Source organism: uncultured Castellaniella sp., from assembly GCF_937988725.1.
Taxonomy (GTDB): domain Bacteria; phylum Pseudomonadota; class Gammaproteobacteria; order Burkholderiales; family Burkholderiaceae_B; genus Castellaniella.
The window spans coordinates 1,296,584-1,311,121 of record NZ_CALKHS010000010.1 but is presented as its reverse complement, the minus strand read 5'-3'; the positions used below and the strand labels follow the sequence as shown (position 1 = coordinate 1,311,121).

The following is a 14,538-nucleotide window of genomic DNA, read 5'->3' as shown; positions in this document are numbered from 1 at the left end:
CCATGCGGACGAACGCCGCCGCGCGGGGCGAGGAACTGAGCGGGCGCGTCGCCCTCGTCACCGGGGCGGCGCAGGGCCTGGGCGCGGCGATCGGAGAAGCCATGGCACGGGCGGGCGCCTGCGTCTGGCTCGCGGATGTGGATCCGGCGGTGCGCGCGGTCGCGGACGGGCTCCGGGCGCAAGGCCTGGAGATCGGCGCGATCATGGCCGACGTCCGGGACGAGGCCGAGTGGCGCCGGATGCTGGAAGAAGCCGCCGGCGCGCGGGGCTATGTGGATGTCCTGGTCAATAATGCCGCCCGGACGCCCTCGACCTCGCTGTGGGACATCTCCGTGGCCGAGTGGGACGATGTCATGGCGGTGAATCTGCGCGGCGTCTTTCTGGGATGCCGGGCGGCGGGCGAACACATGCGCGCGCACGGACGAGGGGGCCGTATCATCAATATGGCGTCTCTGGCGGGGCAGCAGGCCAGCCGCGCGACTGGAGCGCATTATGCGGCGTCCAAGGCGGGCATTCTGGCGCTGACCCGCTCCTTCGCGCTGGAACTGGCCGGTGACGATGTGACGGTGAACGCGCTGGCGCCGGCCACTGTGCGTAGCCCGGCTCTGGACCGCCTGGATCCCGACACTCAACGCACTCTGCTCGGCAGCATTCCCCTGACGCGTTTCGGCGCGCCTCAGGAAGTGGCGGGCGCCGCCGTGTTTCTGGCCGGCGCCTCGGGGGCTTACATCACCGGCGCCTGCCTGGACATCAATGGCGGTCGCCTGATGCGCTGATAGGGTCAAGAAGGCAGGGTTTTTATTTCATTATTAAAATAAGTGGAAGCGCTGTGACGGCGGGTCCGCCCGGCAGCGGGTGGAAACACGGTCATGCAGACACAAGAAGGAGAGCGACAAGTGAAGACGAGCCAAGCCGAGCATTTTCGCCTGGTGCAGTCCCTGGGCGAAGAGCACATAGGCCTGGAAGCGCGCGCGCAGATGGGCGATCACCTGGATACCCGGGTGTGGCTGCGGCTGCTGGCGTGCTCCACGCAGATCGAGCAGCACATCCGTCAGCTGCTCCGGGTGCATTTCGCGACTTCCCTGCCGCGCTTCGATTATCTTGCCCAGCTGGACCGGCACGTGGACGGCTTGCGCATGAGCATCCTGTCGCGCAACCTCATGGTGACCGGCGGCAACGTGACCGGCCTGACGGATCAGTTGGTGAAGGACGGCTTGGTGCGGCGCACCGAAGACCCCGATGACCGGCGCTCCTGGCTGGTGAGCCTGACGAAGAAAGGCCGCGCCGAATTCGCCGCCATGGCGGCCGAACACGAACGCTGGCTGATGGAGATGTTCGCGGAAGTGCCGCAGGCCAGCAAGGAAGCCCTGTACGAGCACCTGGGGCGGCTGCGCGTGCATCTGGCGCAATACCAGGCGGTCGCGGAACCGCCCGCCGCGCCGAAGAAAAAGCGCGCCGCGTCCCGATAGCCCGCGCCCCGGCCGGAAGGGCCAAACAACGCATGCAGCCCGGCCGTCAGGCTTTTACTGATTGACATTGATTTAATTTATTCCTAAATTAATAGCAAGTAAATTAAATTGCGACGCATCGCGGTCAACGACGGCCGTGCGCCGGCACAGGGGACGACGACATGTACAGCGCGCATCTGGACACTTTTGCCAGAGACAACCTTCCGCCTTCGGATCAGCAGCCGGAATTCCTGTTCGATCTGCCGGCCCTGCACTATCCCGAGCGCCTGAACTGCGCGACGGAACTGCTGGATCGCCACGTGCGCGAGGGCCGCGGCGACCGCGTCTGCATCCGGGCCCCGGGCGTCGCCTGGACCTACGCGGACCTGCTGGACAAGGCCAATCGCATCGCCCACGTCCTGGTGCGCGACATGGGGCTGGTGCCCGGCAATCGCGTCCTGCTGCGCGCGGCCAACAATCCCATGCTGGCGGCCTGCTGGTTCGCCGTCATGAAGGTCGGCGGGATCGCGGTGGTGACCATGCCGCTGCTGCGGGCCAAAGAACTGAAATCCATCCTGGAGATCGGCCAGGTGTCCCACGCCCTGTGCGACGCGGCCCTGTCCGAGGAAATGGAACTGGCCGCGCAGGCCAGCCCCGGCCTGCGCCATGTGAAGTATTTCCAGGCCGATGGAGAAGATTCCCTGGAATCGGCCATGCGCCGGATGCCCGCCGTGTTCGAGAACGTGGATACCGCCGCGGACGACACCTGCATCTTCGGCTTCACCTCCGGCACGACGGGCATCCCCAAGGCGACCATGCATTTCCATCGCGACGTGATGTCGATCTGCCATTGCTGGCCCGAACACATGCTGCGCGCCACCGCCGATGACGTGTTCATCGGCAGCCCGCCGCTGGCCTTCACGTTCGGGCTGGGAGGATCGCTGCTGTTTCCACTTCACGCGGGGGCTTCCGTGGTGCTGCTGGAAAAGGCGGGGCCGCCGCAGCTCTTCGAGGCCATCCGGGATTTCGGCGCCACGGTGGTGTTCACGGCGCCCACGTCCTATCGGGCGATGGCCGTCCGGGGCGCGGAACTGCGCCAGACCGCCCTGCGCAAGTGCGTGTCGGCCGGGGAAGCCCTGTCCGCCTCGACCCGGGCCTTGTGGAAGGAAGCGACCGGCATCGAATTGATCGACGGCATCGGCGCCACCGAAATGCTGCACATCTTCATTTCCCACGACGAAAGCAATGCGCGCCCGGGGGCGACGGGCAAGCCCGTGCCCGGCTATCTCGCCCGCGTCGTCGACGACCAGGGACGCGAACTGCCGCCGGGGACGGTCGGCAAGCTGGCCGTGAAGGGCCCCACCGGCTGCCGCTACCTGGCCGACGAGCGGCAGAAGAAATACGTCCAGAACGGCTGGAACCTGACGGGCGACGCCTATCTGATGGATGACGACGGCTATTTCCACTATCAGGCCCGCACGGACGACATGATCATTTCCTCGGGTTACAACATCGCCGCGCCGGACGTCGAGGACGCCCTGATGCAGCACCCGGCCGTGGCGGAATGCGCGGTCATCGGCGTGCCCGACCCGGATCGCGGCCAGCTGGTCAAGGCCTTCGTCGTGCTGCGGCCGGGCAATGTGGCGGGGGAAGACATGAAGAAAACCCTGCAGGATTTCGTCAAGGCCAGCATCGCCCCCTACAAGTATCCGCGCGCCCTGGATTTCGTGGAATCCCTGCCGCGCACCCAGACGGGCAAGCTGCAGCGCTTCAAGCTGCACGAAACCGCCTGAGAAACCGGACAGGCCGGGAACGGCCCGTCCGTCGACCTGAACCTTGTTGATTGATGGAGGATTTCCCCATGCAAGTCTTGCTTCCCCCGGGTTGGCCCCGGCCCAAGGGATACGCCAATGGCGTGACGGTGCGCGGCCGCCAGATCTTCGTGGCCGGCATGATCGGCTGGGATGCCCACGGGGTGTTTCATGCGGACGACATGGCGGGCCAGGTGCGCCAGGCGCTGCAGAACATCGTCGAGGTGCTGGCCGAAGGCGGCGCCAAGCCCGAACATATCGTGCGCATGACCTGGTACGTGACGGACAAGCGGGAATACGTGGCGGCCTATCCCGAAATCGGCAAGGCCTTTCGCGAGTTGATCGGCAGCTTCAATGCCGCGATGACGGCGGTGCAGGTCGCCGCCCTGATCGAAGACCGCGCCAAGGTCGAGATCGAAGTTACGGCCGTGATTCCGGACTGATCCGGCGGCGGGGGATGCGTGGCCGTTGGCAGAGGCGGTACACTGCAGGCCACCACCTCTACGCCGACCGAGCCGCCATGCCTATCCACGAAATCCGCCACCCCCTGATCCGCCACAAGCTCGGACTGATGCGCCGGGCGGATCTCAGCACCAAGAATTTCCGTGAAATGGCCCAGGAAATCGGCTCGCTGCTGACCTACGAGGCCACCAAGGACCTGCCCCTAGAACCCGCGCGCATCACGGGTTGGGCGGGCGAACTGGACGTGGAAAAGCTGGCGGGCAAGAAAGTCACGGTGGTGCCCATCCTGCGGGCCGGCATCGGCATGCTCGATGGCGTGCTCAGCCTGATCCCGGGCGCCAAGGTCAGCGCCGTGGGCATTGCCCGCAACGAGGAAACCTTGCAGGCGCAGCCCTATCTGGAAAGGCTGGTGGGGCAGCTGGACCAGCGCCTGGCGCTGATCGTCGATCCCATGCTGGCCACGGGCGGTTCCATGGTGGCCGCCATCGACATGCTGAAGCAGGCCGGCAGCCGCAACGTCCGCGCCCTGGTGCTGGTCGCGGCCCCCGAGGGCATCGCGGCCGTGGAGCGCGCCCATCCGGACGTGCATATCTATACCGCGTCCATCGACGACCACCTGAACCAGGACGGCTACATCATTCCCGGCCTGGGCGATGCGGGCGACCGCATTTTCGGCACCCGGCAGAAGACCGAATAAAGCGCCCTGGCGGATGAAAACAGTTTGATCTGCCGCAGATGTACACAGTTTTTGACATCCGAATGCCGGATGATCAGGTAGGATAGGGTTTCCACTGACCTGATCCAAGGAGTTTTGAATGGCTACACGCAAGCAAATTGCTACCCAGTCCGCCGGAGACGCCCTGATCGAGGATCTGAAATCCAGCCTGGACCAGGCCGAGAAGCTGCTGCGCGAGGCCGCCGACGCCACCGGCGACAAGGCCGCCGACCTGCGCGCCCGGGCCTTGCAGGCGCTGGACCAGGGGCGCGCGGCGCTGTCTGAAACACAGGCCAATCTGGTCGAGCAGGGGCGCAAGGTCGTGCACGACACCGAAGAATACGTTCAGGCCAATCCCTGGAAGGCCGTGGGGATCGCGGGCGTGGCCGGCTTGCTGCTGGGCGCCCTCCTGTCGCGGCGTTGACGCCCATGGGCGCGTTCGGCCGCGCAGTGGCGGACCTGGCCGCGCACAGCGCCGCGCTGCTCGGCACCCGTCTGGAACTCCTGGGCCTGGAGGCCCAGGACGTTCGTGACCGGCTGCTGGGACGCCTGGCGCTGCTGCTGGCGGCGGCCGTGTTTCTCCTGTTGGCCCTGCTGGTGGCCACCCTGACCGTGGCCCTGTATTTCTGGCCGACCGAACACCGTTTCCTGGCCTTGTGGCTGCTGGCCCTGGGGTATGCCGTCGTGGGCGCGGGGTTGGCCGCGACGCTCCTCAAGCGCTTGCGGCAGGATCCGGCGCCGTTTGCTGCGACGGCGGACGTGTTGCGCCAGGATGCCAGGGCGTTCGGGCTGTCGCCCGCGGATGGCGAGGATGAAGACGAGCCGGCCCGGTCGCCGGCCGTCCCCGGAGAAATCCCATGACGGCGCCCAATCAGGAAAACAACACGATCCAGGACCGCCGCCTGCGCATCGAGCTGCTGCGCCTGCAGGCGGGCTATCAGCGGCTGGCCGTGCGCCGGAGCGCCTGCCGTCTGGCGGGCGCCGTGCAGCCCGAGGCGCTGGCGGCGCGGGCCGGCGACCATCTGCGGGCGGTGGGCCTGGGGTGGCTGGGCTCGGGGCTGGGGATTTTGCGGCGCTACCCCATGATGGGGTCCTTGCTGGGTTCGGTGCTGAGTTCCGGCGGACGCCGCCGTCTCGCCCTGAAAACCGCGCTGCTGGCCGGGCTGCTCTGGCTGGGGCGGCGTTACGGGCCTCGGTGACGCGCCCGGACACACGGGGCGGTCCCTGCGGACTGCCCCGCGCCTGACGAACGCGGATCAGGAAATCCCCAGCTGGTCCCACATGGCGTCCACCCGCTGCTTGACGTCCTCCGACATGCTGATCGGACGTCCCCATTCGCGCTGGGTTTCGCCGGGCCACTTGTTGGTGGCGTCCAGCCCCATCTTGCCGCCCAGGCCGGATACCGGCGAGGCGAAATCCAGGTAGTCGATGGGCGTGTTTTCCACCAGCACGGTGTCGCGCACGGGGTCCATGCGGGTCGTCATGGCCCAGATGACCTCGGGCCAGCTGCGCACGTCGATGTCCTCGTCGACCACCACGATGAACTTGGTGTACATGAACTGGCGCAGCACGCTCCACAGGCCGAACAGGATGCGCTTGGCGTGGCCGGGGTACTGCTTGCGGATCGAGACCACGGCCAGGCGGTAGCTGCAGCCTTCCGGGGGCAGGTAGAAGTCCGTGATTTCGGGGAACTGGCGCCGGAGCAGCGGAACGAAGACCTCGTTCAGGGCGACGCCCAGCACGGCCGGCTCGTCGGGCGGCTTGCCGGTGTAGGTGCTGTGGTAGATCGGCTGGCGCCGGTGGGTGATGCGTTCGACGGTGAAGACCGGGAACCAGTCCTGTTCGTTGTAGTACCCCGTGTGGTCCCCGTAGGGGCCTTCCAGGGCCATCTCGTAGCCGGTGTCGGGAGCCGGCGGCGCGCCGTCGGGCGCGGCGGGGGCCAGCGCCCGGGGATCCGATGACGGCAGGATGTGGCCTTCCAGCACGATTTCCGCCTGGGCGGGCACCTGCAGGTCGCTGCCCAGCGCGGCCGCCAGTTCGGTGCGCGACCCGCGCAGCAGGCCCGCAAACTGGTATTCGGACAGGCTGTCGGGAATGGGGGTGACGGCCGCCAGCAGGGTCGCCGGGTCGGTGCCCAGCGCCACGGCGATGGGGAACGGCTGCCCGGGGCGCGCCAGGCAATGGTCGCGGAAATCCAGCGCCCCGCCGCGATGCGACAGCCAGCGCATGATCAGCTTGTTGCGGCCGATCAGCTGCTGGCGGTAGATGCCCAGGTTCTGGCGCCGGGCGTTGGGGCCGCGCGTGATCACCAGTCCCCAGGTCAGCAGCGGCGCCACGTCGCCCGGCCAGCAGCTTTGCAGCGGCAAGTCGTTCAGATCGACCTGGTCGGCTTCGATCACGACTTCCTGGCAGGCGGCGCCGCGCACCTGGCGCGGGTTCATGTCCCAGAGCGCGGATTTCAGCATGGCGACCTTCGACAAGGCGTCGCGCATGCCGTGGGGCGGCGTGGGTTCGCGCAGGGACGCCAGCAGCTCGCCCGTGTCGCGCAGGGCCGACACGTCGTCCGCGCCCATGCCCCAGGCCACCCGCTGCGGGGTGCCGAACAGATTGGTCAGCACCGGGATGGGGCTGGTCCGCCCGCCATGCTGCGCCTGTTCGAACAGCAGGGCGGGGCCGCCGGCGCGCAGCACGCGGTCGCTGATCTCGGTCATTTCCAGCTGCGTGGAGACCGGATGGCGGACGCGGGTCAGTTGTCCTTGGCGTTCGAGCTGGGCGATGAAGTCCCGGAGGTCGCGGTATTTCACAGAAAATGGCCAATCAGGTTACAGTGTCGTCGTGCCAAAGATTACCATTCCCCCCGCCCGCGCGGCTGCCGGAGGCATCCATGGTTGCAGGGTTGCTGTCTGATCGCCTGCAGCACGGCATGCGCGCCGTGCTCCACCCCGTCGGTGAATTCATTCACGTCAGCGCCATTTACCTGGGGCTGGCCGTGTTGACGACGCTGGGATTGAGCCTGGTGCTGCCGTCCATGCGCCAGCAGTCCCAGCAGTTGCACGAGGTCGTCCTCGCCATGTTCCAGGCCGACGACGCGGGCTACGGCGGCGATGCCGATTATGCCTGGGCGCCGCCGGCGCTCGACGGCCAGCCGCCCGCGCCGGACGTCGCCGCGCCCGCCGTCGCGCCGGACGCCTCCACGACGACGGCGCCGCCCGCCGATGCCGCCGCCGCGACGGGACAAGCGCCCGCCGCGAGCGATCAGCCCGAGCCGCAGGTCGCGGCGCCCGCCGCCTCCGCAGGGGCCCTGGATTTCATGCAGGCGCTGTCCGCCAGCATGGGCGAACAGGCCATCCCCGGGGTGACGGCGGCCCAGGCCCAGGGCCTGCGCAGCTACCTGTCGCGCAAATACCGCATCGCTTCCAGCGTCGCCGGGGCGCTGGTGCGCATGGCCTTCGCCGTGGGCAAGGAACGCAAGGTGGACCCGCAGCTGCTGCTGGCCGTCATCGCCATCGAGTCGCGCTACAACCCATTCGTGGAAAGCGCGGTCGGGGCGCAGGGCCTGATGCAGGTCATGGGCCGGGTGCACCGCGACAAGCTGCGGGCGCATGGCGGGCCGGCTTCCATCTTCAATCCGTCGGTGAACATCCGCATCGGGGCGCAGATCCTGGCGGACTGCATCCGCCGCCGCGGCTCGATCGAAGGCGGCCTGGCCTGCTACGTGGGGGCGTCCGGCCCCAGCGACGGGGGCTATGGCGCCAGCGTGCTGGCCGAGCGGCGCCGCATCGCGCTGGCGTCCGGCATTCCGCCCGGCAAGAACTAAGAAAACCGCGCGCAAGCCGCCCGAGGCGGACCGGCTATGCCAGCGGCTGGGCGTGCGTCGCGGCCGGCGCCTTCAGCGTTCCCAGAAATCCTTCCATCCGCGCGACGGCCTCGCGCAAGCGATCCAGCCCCGTGGCGTAGGAAAACCGCACCGTGCGGCTGGCGTGGGCCTGGCCGAAATCCAGGCCCGGCACGGCGGCCACGCCGGCCTCGTGCAGCAGGCGGCGGCAGAATTCCGAGCTGTCCATGCCCTGGGCGCGGATGTCGGCGAAGATGTAGAAGGCGCCGTCGGGGGCGGCGGGCACGTCCAGGCCCAGCCGCGCGAATTCCGGCAGCAGGTAGTCGCGCCGTTCCTTGAAGGACAGGCGCCGGCGTTCGTAGATCTGCATGACTTCGGGCTCGAAGCAGCTGAGCGCCGCGTGCTGGGCCAGCGCCGGGGCGCAGATGGCCAGGCTGGCGGCCAGGCGTTCGATGGCCGGCATCAGAGCGGCCGGGGCCATCAGCCAGCCCAGCCGCCAGCCCGTCATGTGGAAGTATTTGGAGAAGCTGTTGATGACCACCAGATCGTCGTCCAGGGTCAGGGCGCTTTGCGGCGCTTCGTCGTAGTACAGGCCCAGGTAGATTTCGTCCATGATGACGAAGCCGCCCCGCGCGCGCACGGCGGCGATCAGGGCCCGCAGGGCTTCGCGGGGCATGGAGGTGCCGGTGGGGTTGCTGGGGGACGCGATCAGCACCCCTCGGGTGGCCGGCCCCCAGTGGGCTTCGATGTCTTCCGGCCGTAGCTGGAAGCGGTGTTCGGCGTCGGTGGGGATCAGCCGGGTGGCGCCCCCGGCGGCGGTGATGAAATTCTGGTTGGCGGGGTAGGACGGATCCGGCATCAGGACCTCGTCGCCGGGGTTGATCAGGGCCAGGGCGGCCAGCAGCAGCGCGCCGGAGGCGCCGCCGGTGATCAGGATGCGGGCCGGATCCACCCGGGCGCCGAAGTGCGTGTCGTAGTAGTGGGAGATGCATTCCCGCAGGGCGGGGATGCCGACCGGCGCGGTATAGCCGCTGAGGCCGGCGTCGGCGGCCCGGTTCAGGGTTTCCAGCACCCGGGCCGGCGCGGTGAAGTCCGGTTCGCCGATCCCCAGGCTGATGATGTCGCGGCCCTGGGCGGCCAGCGCCTGCGCCTGTTTCAGCACTTCCACGGCGTAGAATGGCACCGTGCGTTCGGTTCTGTCGGCCAGTCGGACCATGACGAATCTCTACCGCATTCTGTAAAACGTCAATTGTAGCCTTGGCCAGGAGCCCCTATGCAGTCACCGTCGCGCCGCGCCTTTCTGGTCGGACGCCGTGCCGAACGCTCTCCCTGGGAAGCCTTTCTGGCGCGTCTGCGCCGGGCGGCCCAGGGGCAGGTCTATGATTTTTCCACGCCGGCCGGCAGCGCCCGGCTGGTGCCGGGCCATATGCAGGACGTCTACCAGGCGCGCACCCTGTGCCACGAATACGGCATCACGCTGGCTCTGGACGGCATCCCTTCGTCCGCTCCGCAGGACGACGCGCCCGTGCTGTGGGTGGAACCGGGGTCGGCCATGTCCCGCCACGAACGGCTGGGGGCGGGTGACTCGCGCTGGTTCGTGCAGCCGGGCTGCCTGATCGGGGAACTGGAATCCGCGGGCCTGCCGCAGTTCCGCAACCAGCCGCCTCATCTGACCGTGGCCGCCTGGCTGGCGGATCGCCGCGGCTGCGACTGGGATCGCGGGCGGACCGCCGCCAGCGGCCTGGTGCACGCCCTGGTGCTGCTGGCCGACGGCACGCAGGCCAATCTGGGGGCTTTCGGGGTGGACAACCGCAAGCCGCTGGACAATCTGCGGGTGCAGGCCATGATTCCGCGCCTTTTCGAACTGAATGCCGGCCTGACGGCGGACGCGGGACAGGGGACATGCTGGGACGCCCGCTACCGGCTCGACGCCCTCAGTCCGGCGGCGGAGCGCACGCTCAACCTGTCCCATCTGCTGCTGGGCCATGGCGGCGAGCTGGGCTGGGTCGAATGGCTGGTCTTCGACGAACGCCTGGGCGAACCGGCCGACCGGCCCTACGAATCCCGGTATGGCCAGCGTCCCGGCCCGGGCGACGCCTTGCAGTCCGCCGACCGGGCCGTCCGGGCGCTGTTCGACCCCGACGGGCTCTTCCCCGCGCAGGGGCAGCGCTTCGATCACTGGCATGGCGCCGATGCATGACCGGCATGCGGGCCGGGGCATACCCCTGGCGCATGCAAGCGGCTAGAATGGCATCACCCCTCATATCACTCTCTCGATCAAGGCATCACGATGGATGAATCCCTGCGCGCGGCGGCACTCGAATATCACGAGCACGGCCGGCCCGGCAAAATCTCGGTCACTCCCACCAAACAGCTGTCCAACCAGCGGGATCTGGCGCTGGCCTATTCTCCGGGGGTGGCGGCCGCCTGCGAGGAAATCGTCGCCGATGCGCATAATGCCTTCCGCTATACCGGGCGGGGCAATCTGGTCGGCGTGATCACCAACGGCACGGCGGTGCTGGGCCTGGGCAACATCGGCGCCCTGGCATCCAAGCCCGTCATGGAAGGCAAGGCCGTGCTGTTCAAGAAGTTTTCCGGCCTGGACGTGTTCGACATCGAGATCAACGAACTGGATCCGGACAAGCTGGTGGACATCATCGCCGGCCTGGAGCCCACCTTCGGCGGCATCAATCTGGAAGACATCAAGGCGCCGGAATGCTTCGAGGTCGAGCGCAAGCTGCGCGAGCGCATGAAGATCCCGGTTTTCCACGACGACCAGCATGGCACCGCCATCTGCGTGACGGCCGCCTTCATCAACGGCCTGGAAGTCGTCGGCAAGGACATCGCCAAGGTCAAGGTCGTGGTGTCCGGCGCCGGCGCCGCCGCCCTGGGCTGCCTGGAACTGATGATGGACATGGGCCTGCCGCTGGAACACATCTGGGTGTCCGACATCGAGGGCGTGGTCTACGAGGGCCGCACCGTCCTGATGGACCCGAAAAAGGCCCGCTTCGCGCAGAAGACCGACGCCCGCACGCTGGACGACATCATCGGCGACGCCGACGTCTTCCTGGGCCTGTCGGCCGGCGGGGTGCTCAAGCCCCACATGGTGAAGAAGATGGCCGCCCGCCCGCTGGTGCTGGCGCTGGCCAACCCCAATCCGGAAATCCTGCCGGCCGACGCCATGGCCGCGCGCGACGACGTCGTCATCGCCACCGGGCGGTCCGATTTCCCCAATCAGGTCAACAACGTCCTGTGCTTCCCCTACATTTTCCGGGGGGCGCTGGACGTCGGCGCCACGACCATCACGCGCGGCATGGAAAAAGCCGCCGTCATGGCCATCTGCAAGCTGGCCCGGGAAGAGCAGAACGACGTCGTGGCGGCCGCCTACGGCCTGTACGACGTGTCCTTCGGCCCCAACTACTTCATTCCCAAGCCCTTCGATCCGCGCCTGATCGTGCGCATTTCCCCGGCCGTCGCCAAGGCCGCCATGGAAGACGGCGTGGCCACGCGCCCGCTGGCCGACCTGGAAGGCTATGCCGGCCAGCTGGAACAGTTCGTCTACCATTCCGGCGCCTTCATGAAACCGCTGTTCTCGGCGGCCCGCGCCATGGTGCGCGAAGGCGGCAAATCCCGCATCGTCTTCGCCGAAGGGGAAGACGAACGCGTGTTGCGCGCCGTCCAGATCGTGGTCGACGAACGCCTGGCCAAGCCCATCCTGATCGGCCGGCCGGCCGTGCTGGCGGCCCGCATCGAAAAATACGGCCTGCGCATCCGCCTGGGCGAGGACGTCGAGGTCACCAACCCCGAACACGACGAGCGCTTCCATCACTACTGGACCACGTACTGGGAACTGATGTGCCGGCGCGGCATCACCAAGGAAATGGCGCGCGTCGAGATGCGCCGCCGCCTGACGCTGATCGGCGCCATGATGGTGCGCATGGGCGACGCCGACGGCATGATCTGCGGCACCGTGGGTTCCTATGCCAACCACCTGCGCTTCATCGATGAAGTGCTGGGCCAGCAGCCGGGCGCGCGGACCTACGCCGCGATGAACATCCTGCTGCTCGAAGAGCGCACCATCGCCCTGGCCGACACCCACGTCAACGACAACCCGGATGCCGCCCAGATCGCCGAAATCACCCTGATGGCGGCCGAGGAAATGCGTCGCCTCAACATCGAGCCCAAGGTCGCCCTGCTGTCGCGTTCCAACTTCGGCACCGGCAGCTCGTCCTCGGGCGAAAAGATGCGCGCGGCGCTGGATCTGGTGCGCGAGCGCGATCCCGGCCTGGAAGTCGACGGGGAAATGCACGGCGACTGCGCCCTGGACCCGGCGCTGCGCCAGCGCATCCTGCCGTCCACGACGCTGCAGGGCGAGGCCAATCTGCTGATCTGCCCCAGCGTCGACGCAGGCAACATCGCCTACAACCTGCTCAAGACCGCCGCCGGCGGCAACGTGGCGGTCGGGCCCTTCCTGCTGGGCGCCAATGCGCCGGTGCATATCCTGACGTCCAGTTCCACCGTGCGCCGGATCGTCAACATGGCGGCCCTGACGGTGGTCGATGCCAATAAGCCGCGGCGCTCCTGATCGGCCGCAGATCGGCCTGGTCATGACCGGGGGCGGCGCCCGCGCCGCCTACCAGGCCGGTGTGCTGTCCGGGATCCTGCAGGTGCTGGATCCCGGCGGCAATCCCCGGTTCCGCAATCCTTTCGACATCATCTGCGGAACTTCGGCGGGCGCCATCAACGCCGCCGCCCTGGCGTGCCGCGCCCACCAGCCGCATCGGGCCATCGACCACCTGTGCGCCCTGTGGCAGGCCCTGCATACGCGCGACATCTATTATTCGGACGCCCCGCGCCTGATGCGCACCGGCCTGCAGTGGCTGGGCATGCTCGGCCTGGGCTGGATACGCCCCCAGCTGGCCCGCCATGCCCCGCATTCCCTGCTGGACAACGAGCCTCTGGCGGGCCTGCTGGGCAGGACGCTCAGCTTCTCCCGGCTGCAGACCAACCTGGATCGCGGGCACCTGAAGGCCCTGGCCATCACCGCCACGGCCTACACGACGGGGGAACACCTGACCTTCTACCAGGCGAACGAAGGCAGCATCCTGCCCTGGACGCGCACCCTGCGCCGGGCGGTGGCCTGTCCCATCGGCGTCGATCATCTGCTGGCGTCCAGCGCCATCCCGTTCGTCTTTCCGGCGCGGGCGATTCTGATGGGCGACCGGACGCTGTGGTGCGGCGACGGCTCGATGCGTCAGCTGGCGCCCATCAGTCCGGCGATCCACCTGGGGGCGGAACGGGTCTTCGTCATCGGCACCAATTACCAGGACGAAACGCAGCCCGGCATCCGCGAACTCAGCCCTTCCTATCCCAGCCTGGCGCAGATCGCCGGCCATACGCTGTCCAATATTTTTCTGGACGGCATCTCGGTCGATATGGAACGCATGGAGCGGATCAATGGGCTGCTTGCGCGAATCCCCGCAAATGGATTAAAAAGCGAGTCACTGCGGCCCATCCATACCCTGATGGTCGCCCCCAGCCGCTCGCTGGATGATATGGCGCTGGATCATCTCGATGAATTGCCGCGCGCCGTGCAGACCTTGTTCCGGGTGCTGGGGGTTTCGCCTCGCAAGGCGGATGCCGCGGGCGGTGCGCTGGCATCGTATTTGCTGTTCGAGGCAGGCTACACCCGGGACCTGATTGCGTTGGGCAGGGCGGATAGCATGAACCGTGCTGATGAAATCATCGCTTTTTTCAAGGAGTGGCCCGCATGAGTCAGGCCCAGATAGGCAAAATGTTCGCCCAGGGAGTCGTCGACGCCCAGGCTGTGTCCGAACAGGATGCGCTGACGGCGGCCGCCGAGGCCGGCCTGGCGGCTTTTGTGGTGGATTGCGACCGCGCGCGCAGCCGTTCCGCCGTCTTGCGGGCGGTGGTGAAGTCCATCGACTATCCTGAATTCTTCGGCGGCAATCTGGATGCCCTGTACGACTGCCTGTGCGACACGCTCGGCGACCAGAAGACCGGGCTGTTCCTGTGGTTCCGCCACCTGCATTCGGGCGATCCGGCCCTGGCCGACGATGCCCAGGCCATCCGCGCGGTGTGCGACGACGTGGTCGAATTCGGCCAGAACAACGAACGCGTGTTCGCCTATGCGATCCAGCACGCCGGGGCGCATCCCGCCCCCGAGCCGGGCGTCGATCCCACGCCGTATTCCGGCCGCGAAGAAAACTGAATCCTGATGTGAAAACGGCGCCTGGCGAATCCGAG

15 protein-coding genes are annotated in these 14,538 nt (G+C 67.7%); 13 read left to right on the top strand and 2 right to left on the bottom strand.

Annotated elements, in window-relative coordinates; genetic code table 11:
• Nucleotides 1–2: 2 nt before the first annotated feature.
• The 8 genes from Q0263_RS16575 (at nt 3) to Q0263_RS16540 (ending at nt 5,635) form a co-directional block, all read left to right on the top strand.
• Nucleotides 3–776 carry an SDR family oxidoreductase gene (locus Q0263_RS16575; RefSeq protein ID WP_298018662.1) on the top strand — a complete coding sequence of 258 codons (774 nt, stop codon included), beginning with the start codon at nt 3–5 and terminating at the stop codon, nt 774–776.
• Nucleotides 777–869: 93 nt separating this feature from the next.
• Nucleotides 870–1,469, top strand: coding sequence for a MarR family transcriptional regulator (locus Q0263_RS16570; RefSeq protein WP_298018659.1), 600 nt, complete (start codon nt 870–872; stop codon nt 1,467–1,469).
• Nucleotides 1,470–1,630: 161 nt separating this feature from the next.
• Nucleotides 1,631–3,241, top strand: coding sequence for an AMP-binding protein (locus tag Q0263_RS16565; RefSeq protein WP_298018656.1), 1,611 nt, complete (start codon nt 1,631–1,633; stop codon nt 3,239–3,241).
• Nucleotides 3,242–3,309: 68 nt separating this feature from the next.
• Nucleotides 3,310–3,702: a RidA family protein gene (locus tag Q0263_RS16560; protein WP_298018653.1), complete on the top strand. Its 393-nt coding sequence runs from the start codon at nt 3,310–3,312 to the stop codon at nt 3,700–3,702.
• Between the two features lie 77 nt (nt 3,703–3,779).
• The gene (upp, locus tag Q0263_RS16555) at nt 3,780–4,418 is read left to right on the top strand and encodes a uracil phosphoribosyltransferase (protein ID WP_298018650.1); all 639 of its coding nucleotides are present in this window, start codon (nt 3,780–3,782) and stop codon (nt 4,416–4,418) included.
• A 118-nt stretch (nt 4,419–4,536) separates the two neighbouring features.
• Nucleotides 4,537–4,860, top strand: coding sequence for a DUF883 family protein (locus tag Q0263_RS16550; protein WP_298018647.1), 324 nt, complete (start codon nt 4,537–4,539; stop codon nt 4,858–4,860).
• Between the two features lie 5 nt (nt 4,861–4,865).
• Entirely contained in the window at nt 4,866–5,297 is a 432-nt protein-coding gene (locus Q0263_RS16545) for a phage holin family protein (protein ID WP_298018645.1), read from the top strand.
• Nucleotides 5,294–5,635, top strand: a complete 342-nt coding sequence (locus Q0263_RS16540) for a hypothetical protein (protein ID WP_298018642.1) — start codon at nt 5,294–5,296, stop codon at nt 5,633–5,635. The genes Q0263_RS16545 and Q0263_RS16540 overlap by 4 nt, the downstream gene beginning before the upstream one ends.
• Before the next feature lie 57 nt (nt 5,636–5,692).
• Here the strand turns inward: Q0263_RS16540 and ubiD are convergent, their stop codons facing one another.
• Entirely contained in the window at nt 5,693–7,240 is a 1,548-nt protein-coding gene (gene ubiD / locus Q0263_RS16535; protein WP_298018639.1) for a 4-hydroxy-3-polyprenylbenzoate decarboxylase, read from the bottom strand.
• 80 nt (nt 7,241–7,320) lie between these two features.
• On the opposite strand from ubiD, the gene Q0263_RS16530 reads away from it, so the two are divergent.
• Nucleotides 7,321–8,253 carry a lytic transglycosylase domain-containing protein gene (locus tag Q0263_RS16530; RefSeq protein WP_298018636.1) on the top strand — a complete coding sequence of 311 codons (933 nt, stop codon included), beginning with the start codon at nt 7,321–7,323 and terminating at the stop codon, nt 8,251–8,253.
• Between the two features lie 34 nt (nt 8,254–8,287).
• Here Q0263_RS16530 and Q0263_RS16525 read toward each other — a convergent pair whose 3' ends face one another.
• Complete coding sequence (locus tag Q0263_RS16525; RefSeq protein WP_298018633.1) at nt 8,288–9,487, bottom strand: pyridoxal phosphate-dependent aminotransferase; 1,200 nt, start codon at nt 9,485–9,487, stop codon at nt 8,288–8,290.
• 57 nt (nt 9,488–9,544) lie between these two features.
• Here Q0263_RS16525 and Q0263_RS16520 point away from each other — a divergent pair, with 57 nt between their 5' ends.
• The 4 genes from Q0263_RS16520 to Q0263_RS16505 all read left to right on the top strand — a co-directional run bounded on the left by Q0263_RS16520 (nt 9,545) and on the right by Q0263_RS16505 (nt 14,503).
• Nucleotides 9,545–10,471, top strand: coding sequence for a hypothetical protein (locus tag Q0263_RS16520; protein ID WP_298018630.1), 927 nt, complete (start codon nt 9,545–9,547; stop codon nt 10,469–10,471).
• A gap of 90 nt (nt 10,472–10,561) precedes the next feature.
• Nucleotides 10,562–12,856: an NADP-dependent malic enzyme gene (locus Q0263_RS16515; protein WP_298018627.1), complete on the top strand. Its 2,295-nt coding sequence runs from the start codon at nt 10,562–10,564 to the stop codon at nt 12,854–12,856.
• Nucleotides 12,831–14,045: a patatin-like phospholipase family protein gene (locus tag Q0263_RS16510; protein WP_298018624.1), complete on the top strand. Its 1,215-nt coding sequence runs from the start codon at nt 12,831–12,833 to the stop codon at nt 14,043–14,045. The genes Q0263_RS16515 and Q0263_RS16510 overlap by 26 nt, the downstream gene beginning before the upstream one ends.
• Nucleotides 14,042–14,503, top strand: a complete 462-nt coding sequence (locus Q0263_RS16505; protein ID WP_298018621.1) for a barstar family protein — start codon at nt 14,042–14,044, stop codon at nt 14,501–14,503. Before Q0263_RS16510 ends, Q0263_RS16505 begins: the two co-directional genes overlap by 4 nt.
• Nucleotides 14,504–14,538: the final 35 nt, after the last annotated feature.

Bases quoted from the DNA above. Each gene is read 5' to 3' on its own strand.
- Q0263_RS16525 (WP_298018633.1), bottom strand. From the start codon at position 9,487: ATGGTCCGACTGGCCGACAGAACCGAACGCACGGTGCCATTCTACGCC.
- Q0263_RS16570 (WP_298018659.1), top strand. From the start codon at position 870: ATGCAGACACAAGAAGGAGAGCGACAAGTGAAGACGAGCCAAGCCGAG.
- Q0263_RS16515 (WP_298018627.1), top strand. From the start codon at position 10,562: ATGGATGAATCCCTGCGCGCGGCGGCACTCGAATATCACGAGCACGGC.
- Q0263_RS16565 (WP_298018656.1), top strand. From the start codon at position 1,631: ATGTACAGCGCGCATCTGGACACTTTTGCCAGAGACAACCTTCCGCCT.
- upp (WP_298018650.1), top strand. From the start codon at position 3,780: ATGCCTATCCACGAAATCCGCCACCCCCTGATCCGCCACAAGCTCGGA.
- Q0263_RS16575 (WP_298018662.1), top strand. From the start codon at position 3: ATGCGGACGAACGCCGCCGCGCGGGGCGAGGAACTGAGCGGGCGCGTC.
- Q0263_RS16520 (WP_298018630.1), top strand. From the start codon at position 9,545: ATGCAGTCACCGTCGCGCCGCGCCTTTCTGGTCGGACGCCGTGCCGAA.
- Q0263_RS16540 (WP_298018642.1), top strand. From the start codon at position 5,294: ATGACGGCGCCCAATCAGGAAAACAACACGATCCAGGACCGCCGCCTG.
- Q0263_RS16510 (WP_298018624.1), top strand. From the start codon at position 12,831: ATGCCAATAAGCCGCGGCGCTCCTGATCGGCCGCAGATCGGCCTGGTC.
- Q0263_RS16545 (WP_298018645.1), top strand. From the start codon at position 4,866: ATGGGCGCGTTCGGCCGCGCAGTGGCGGACCTGGCCGCGCACAGCGCC.
- Q0263_RS16505 (WP_298018621.1), top strand. From the start codon at position 14,042: ATGAGTCAGGCCCAGATAGGCAAAATGTTCGCCCAGGGAGTCGTCGAC.
- Q0263_RS16530 (WP_298018636.1), top strand. From the start codon at position 7,321: ATGGTTGCAGGGTTGCTGTCTGATCGCCTGCAGCACGGCATGCGCGCC.
- Q0263_RS16560 (WP_298018653.1), top strand. From the start codon at position 3,310: ATGCAAGTCTTGCTTCCCCCGGGTTGGCCCCGGCCCAAGGGATACGCC.
- Q0263_RS16550 (WP_298018647.1), top strand. From the start codon at position 4,537: ATGGCTACACGCAAGCAAATTGCTACCCAGTCCGCCGGAGACGCCCTG.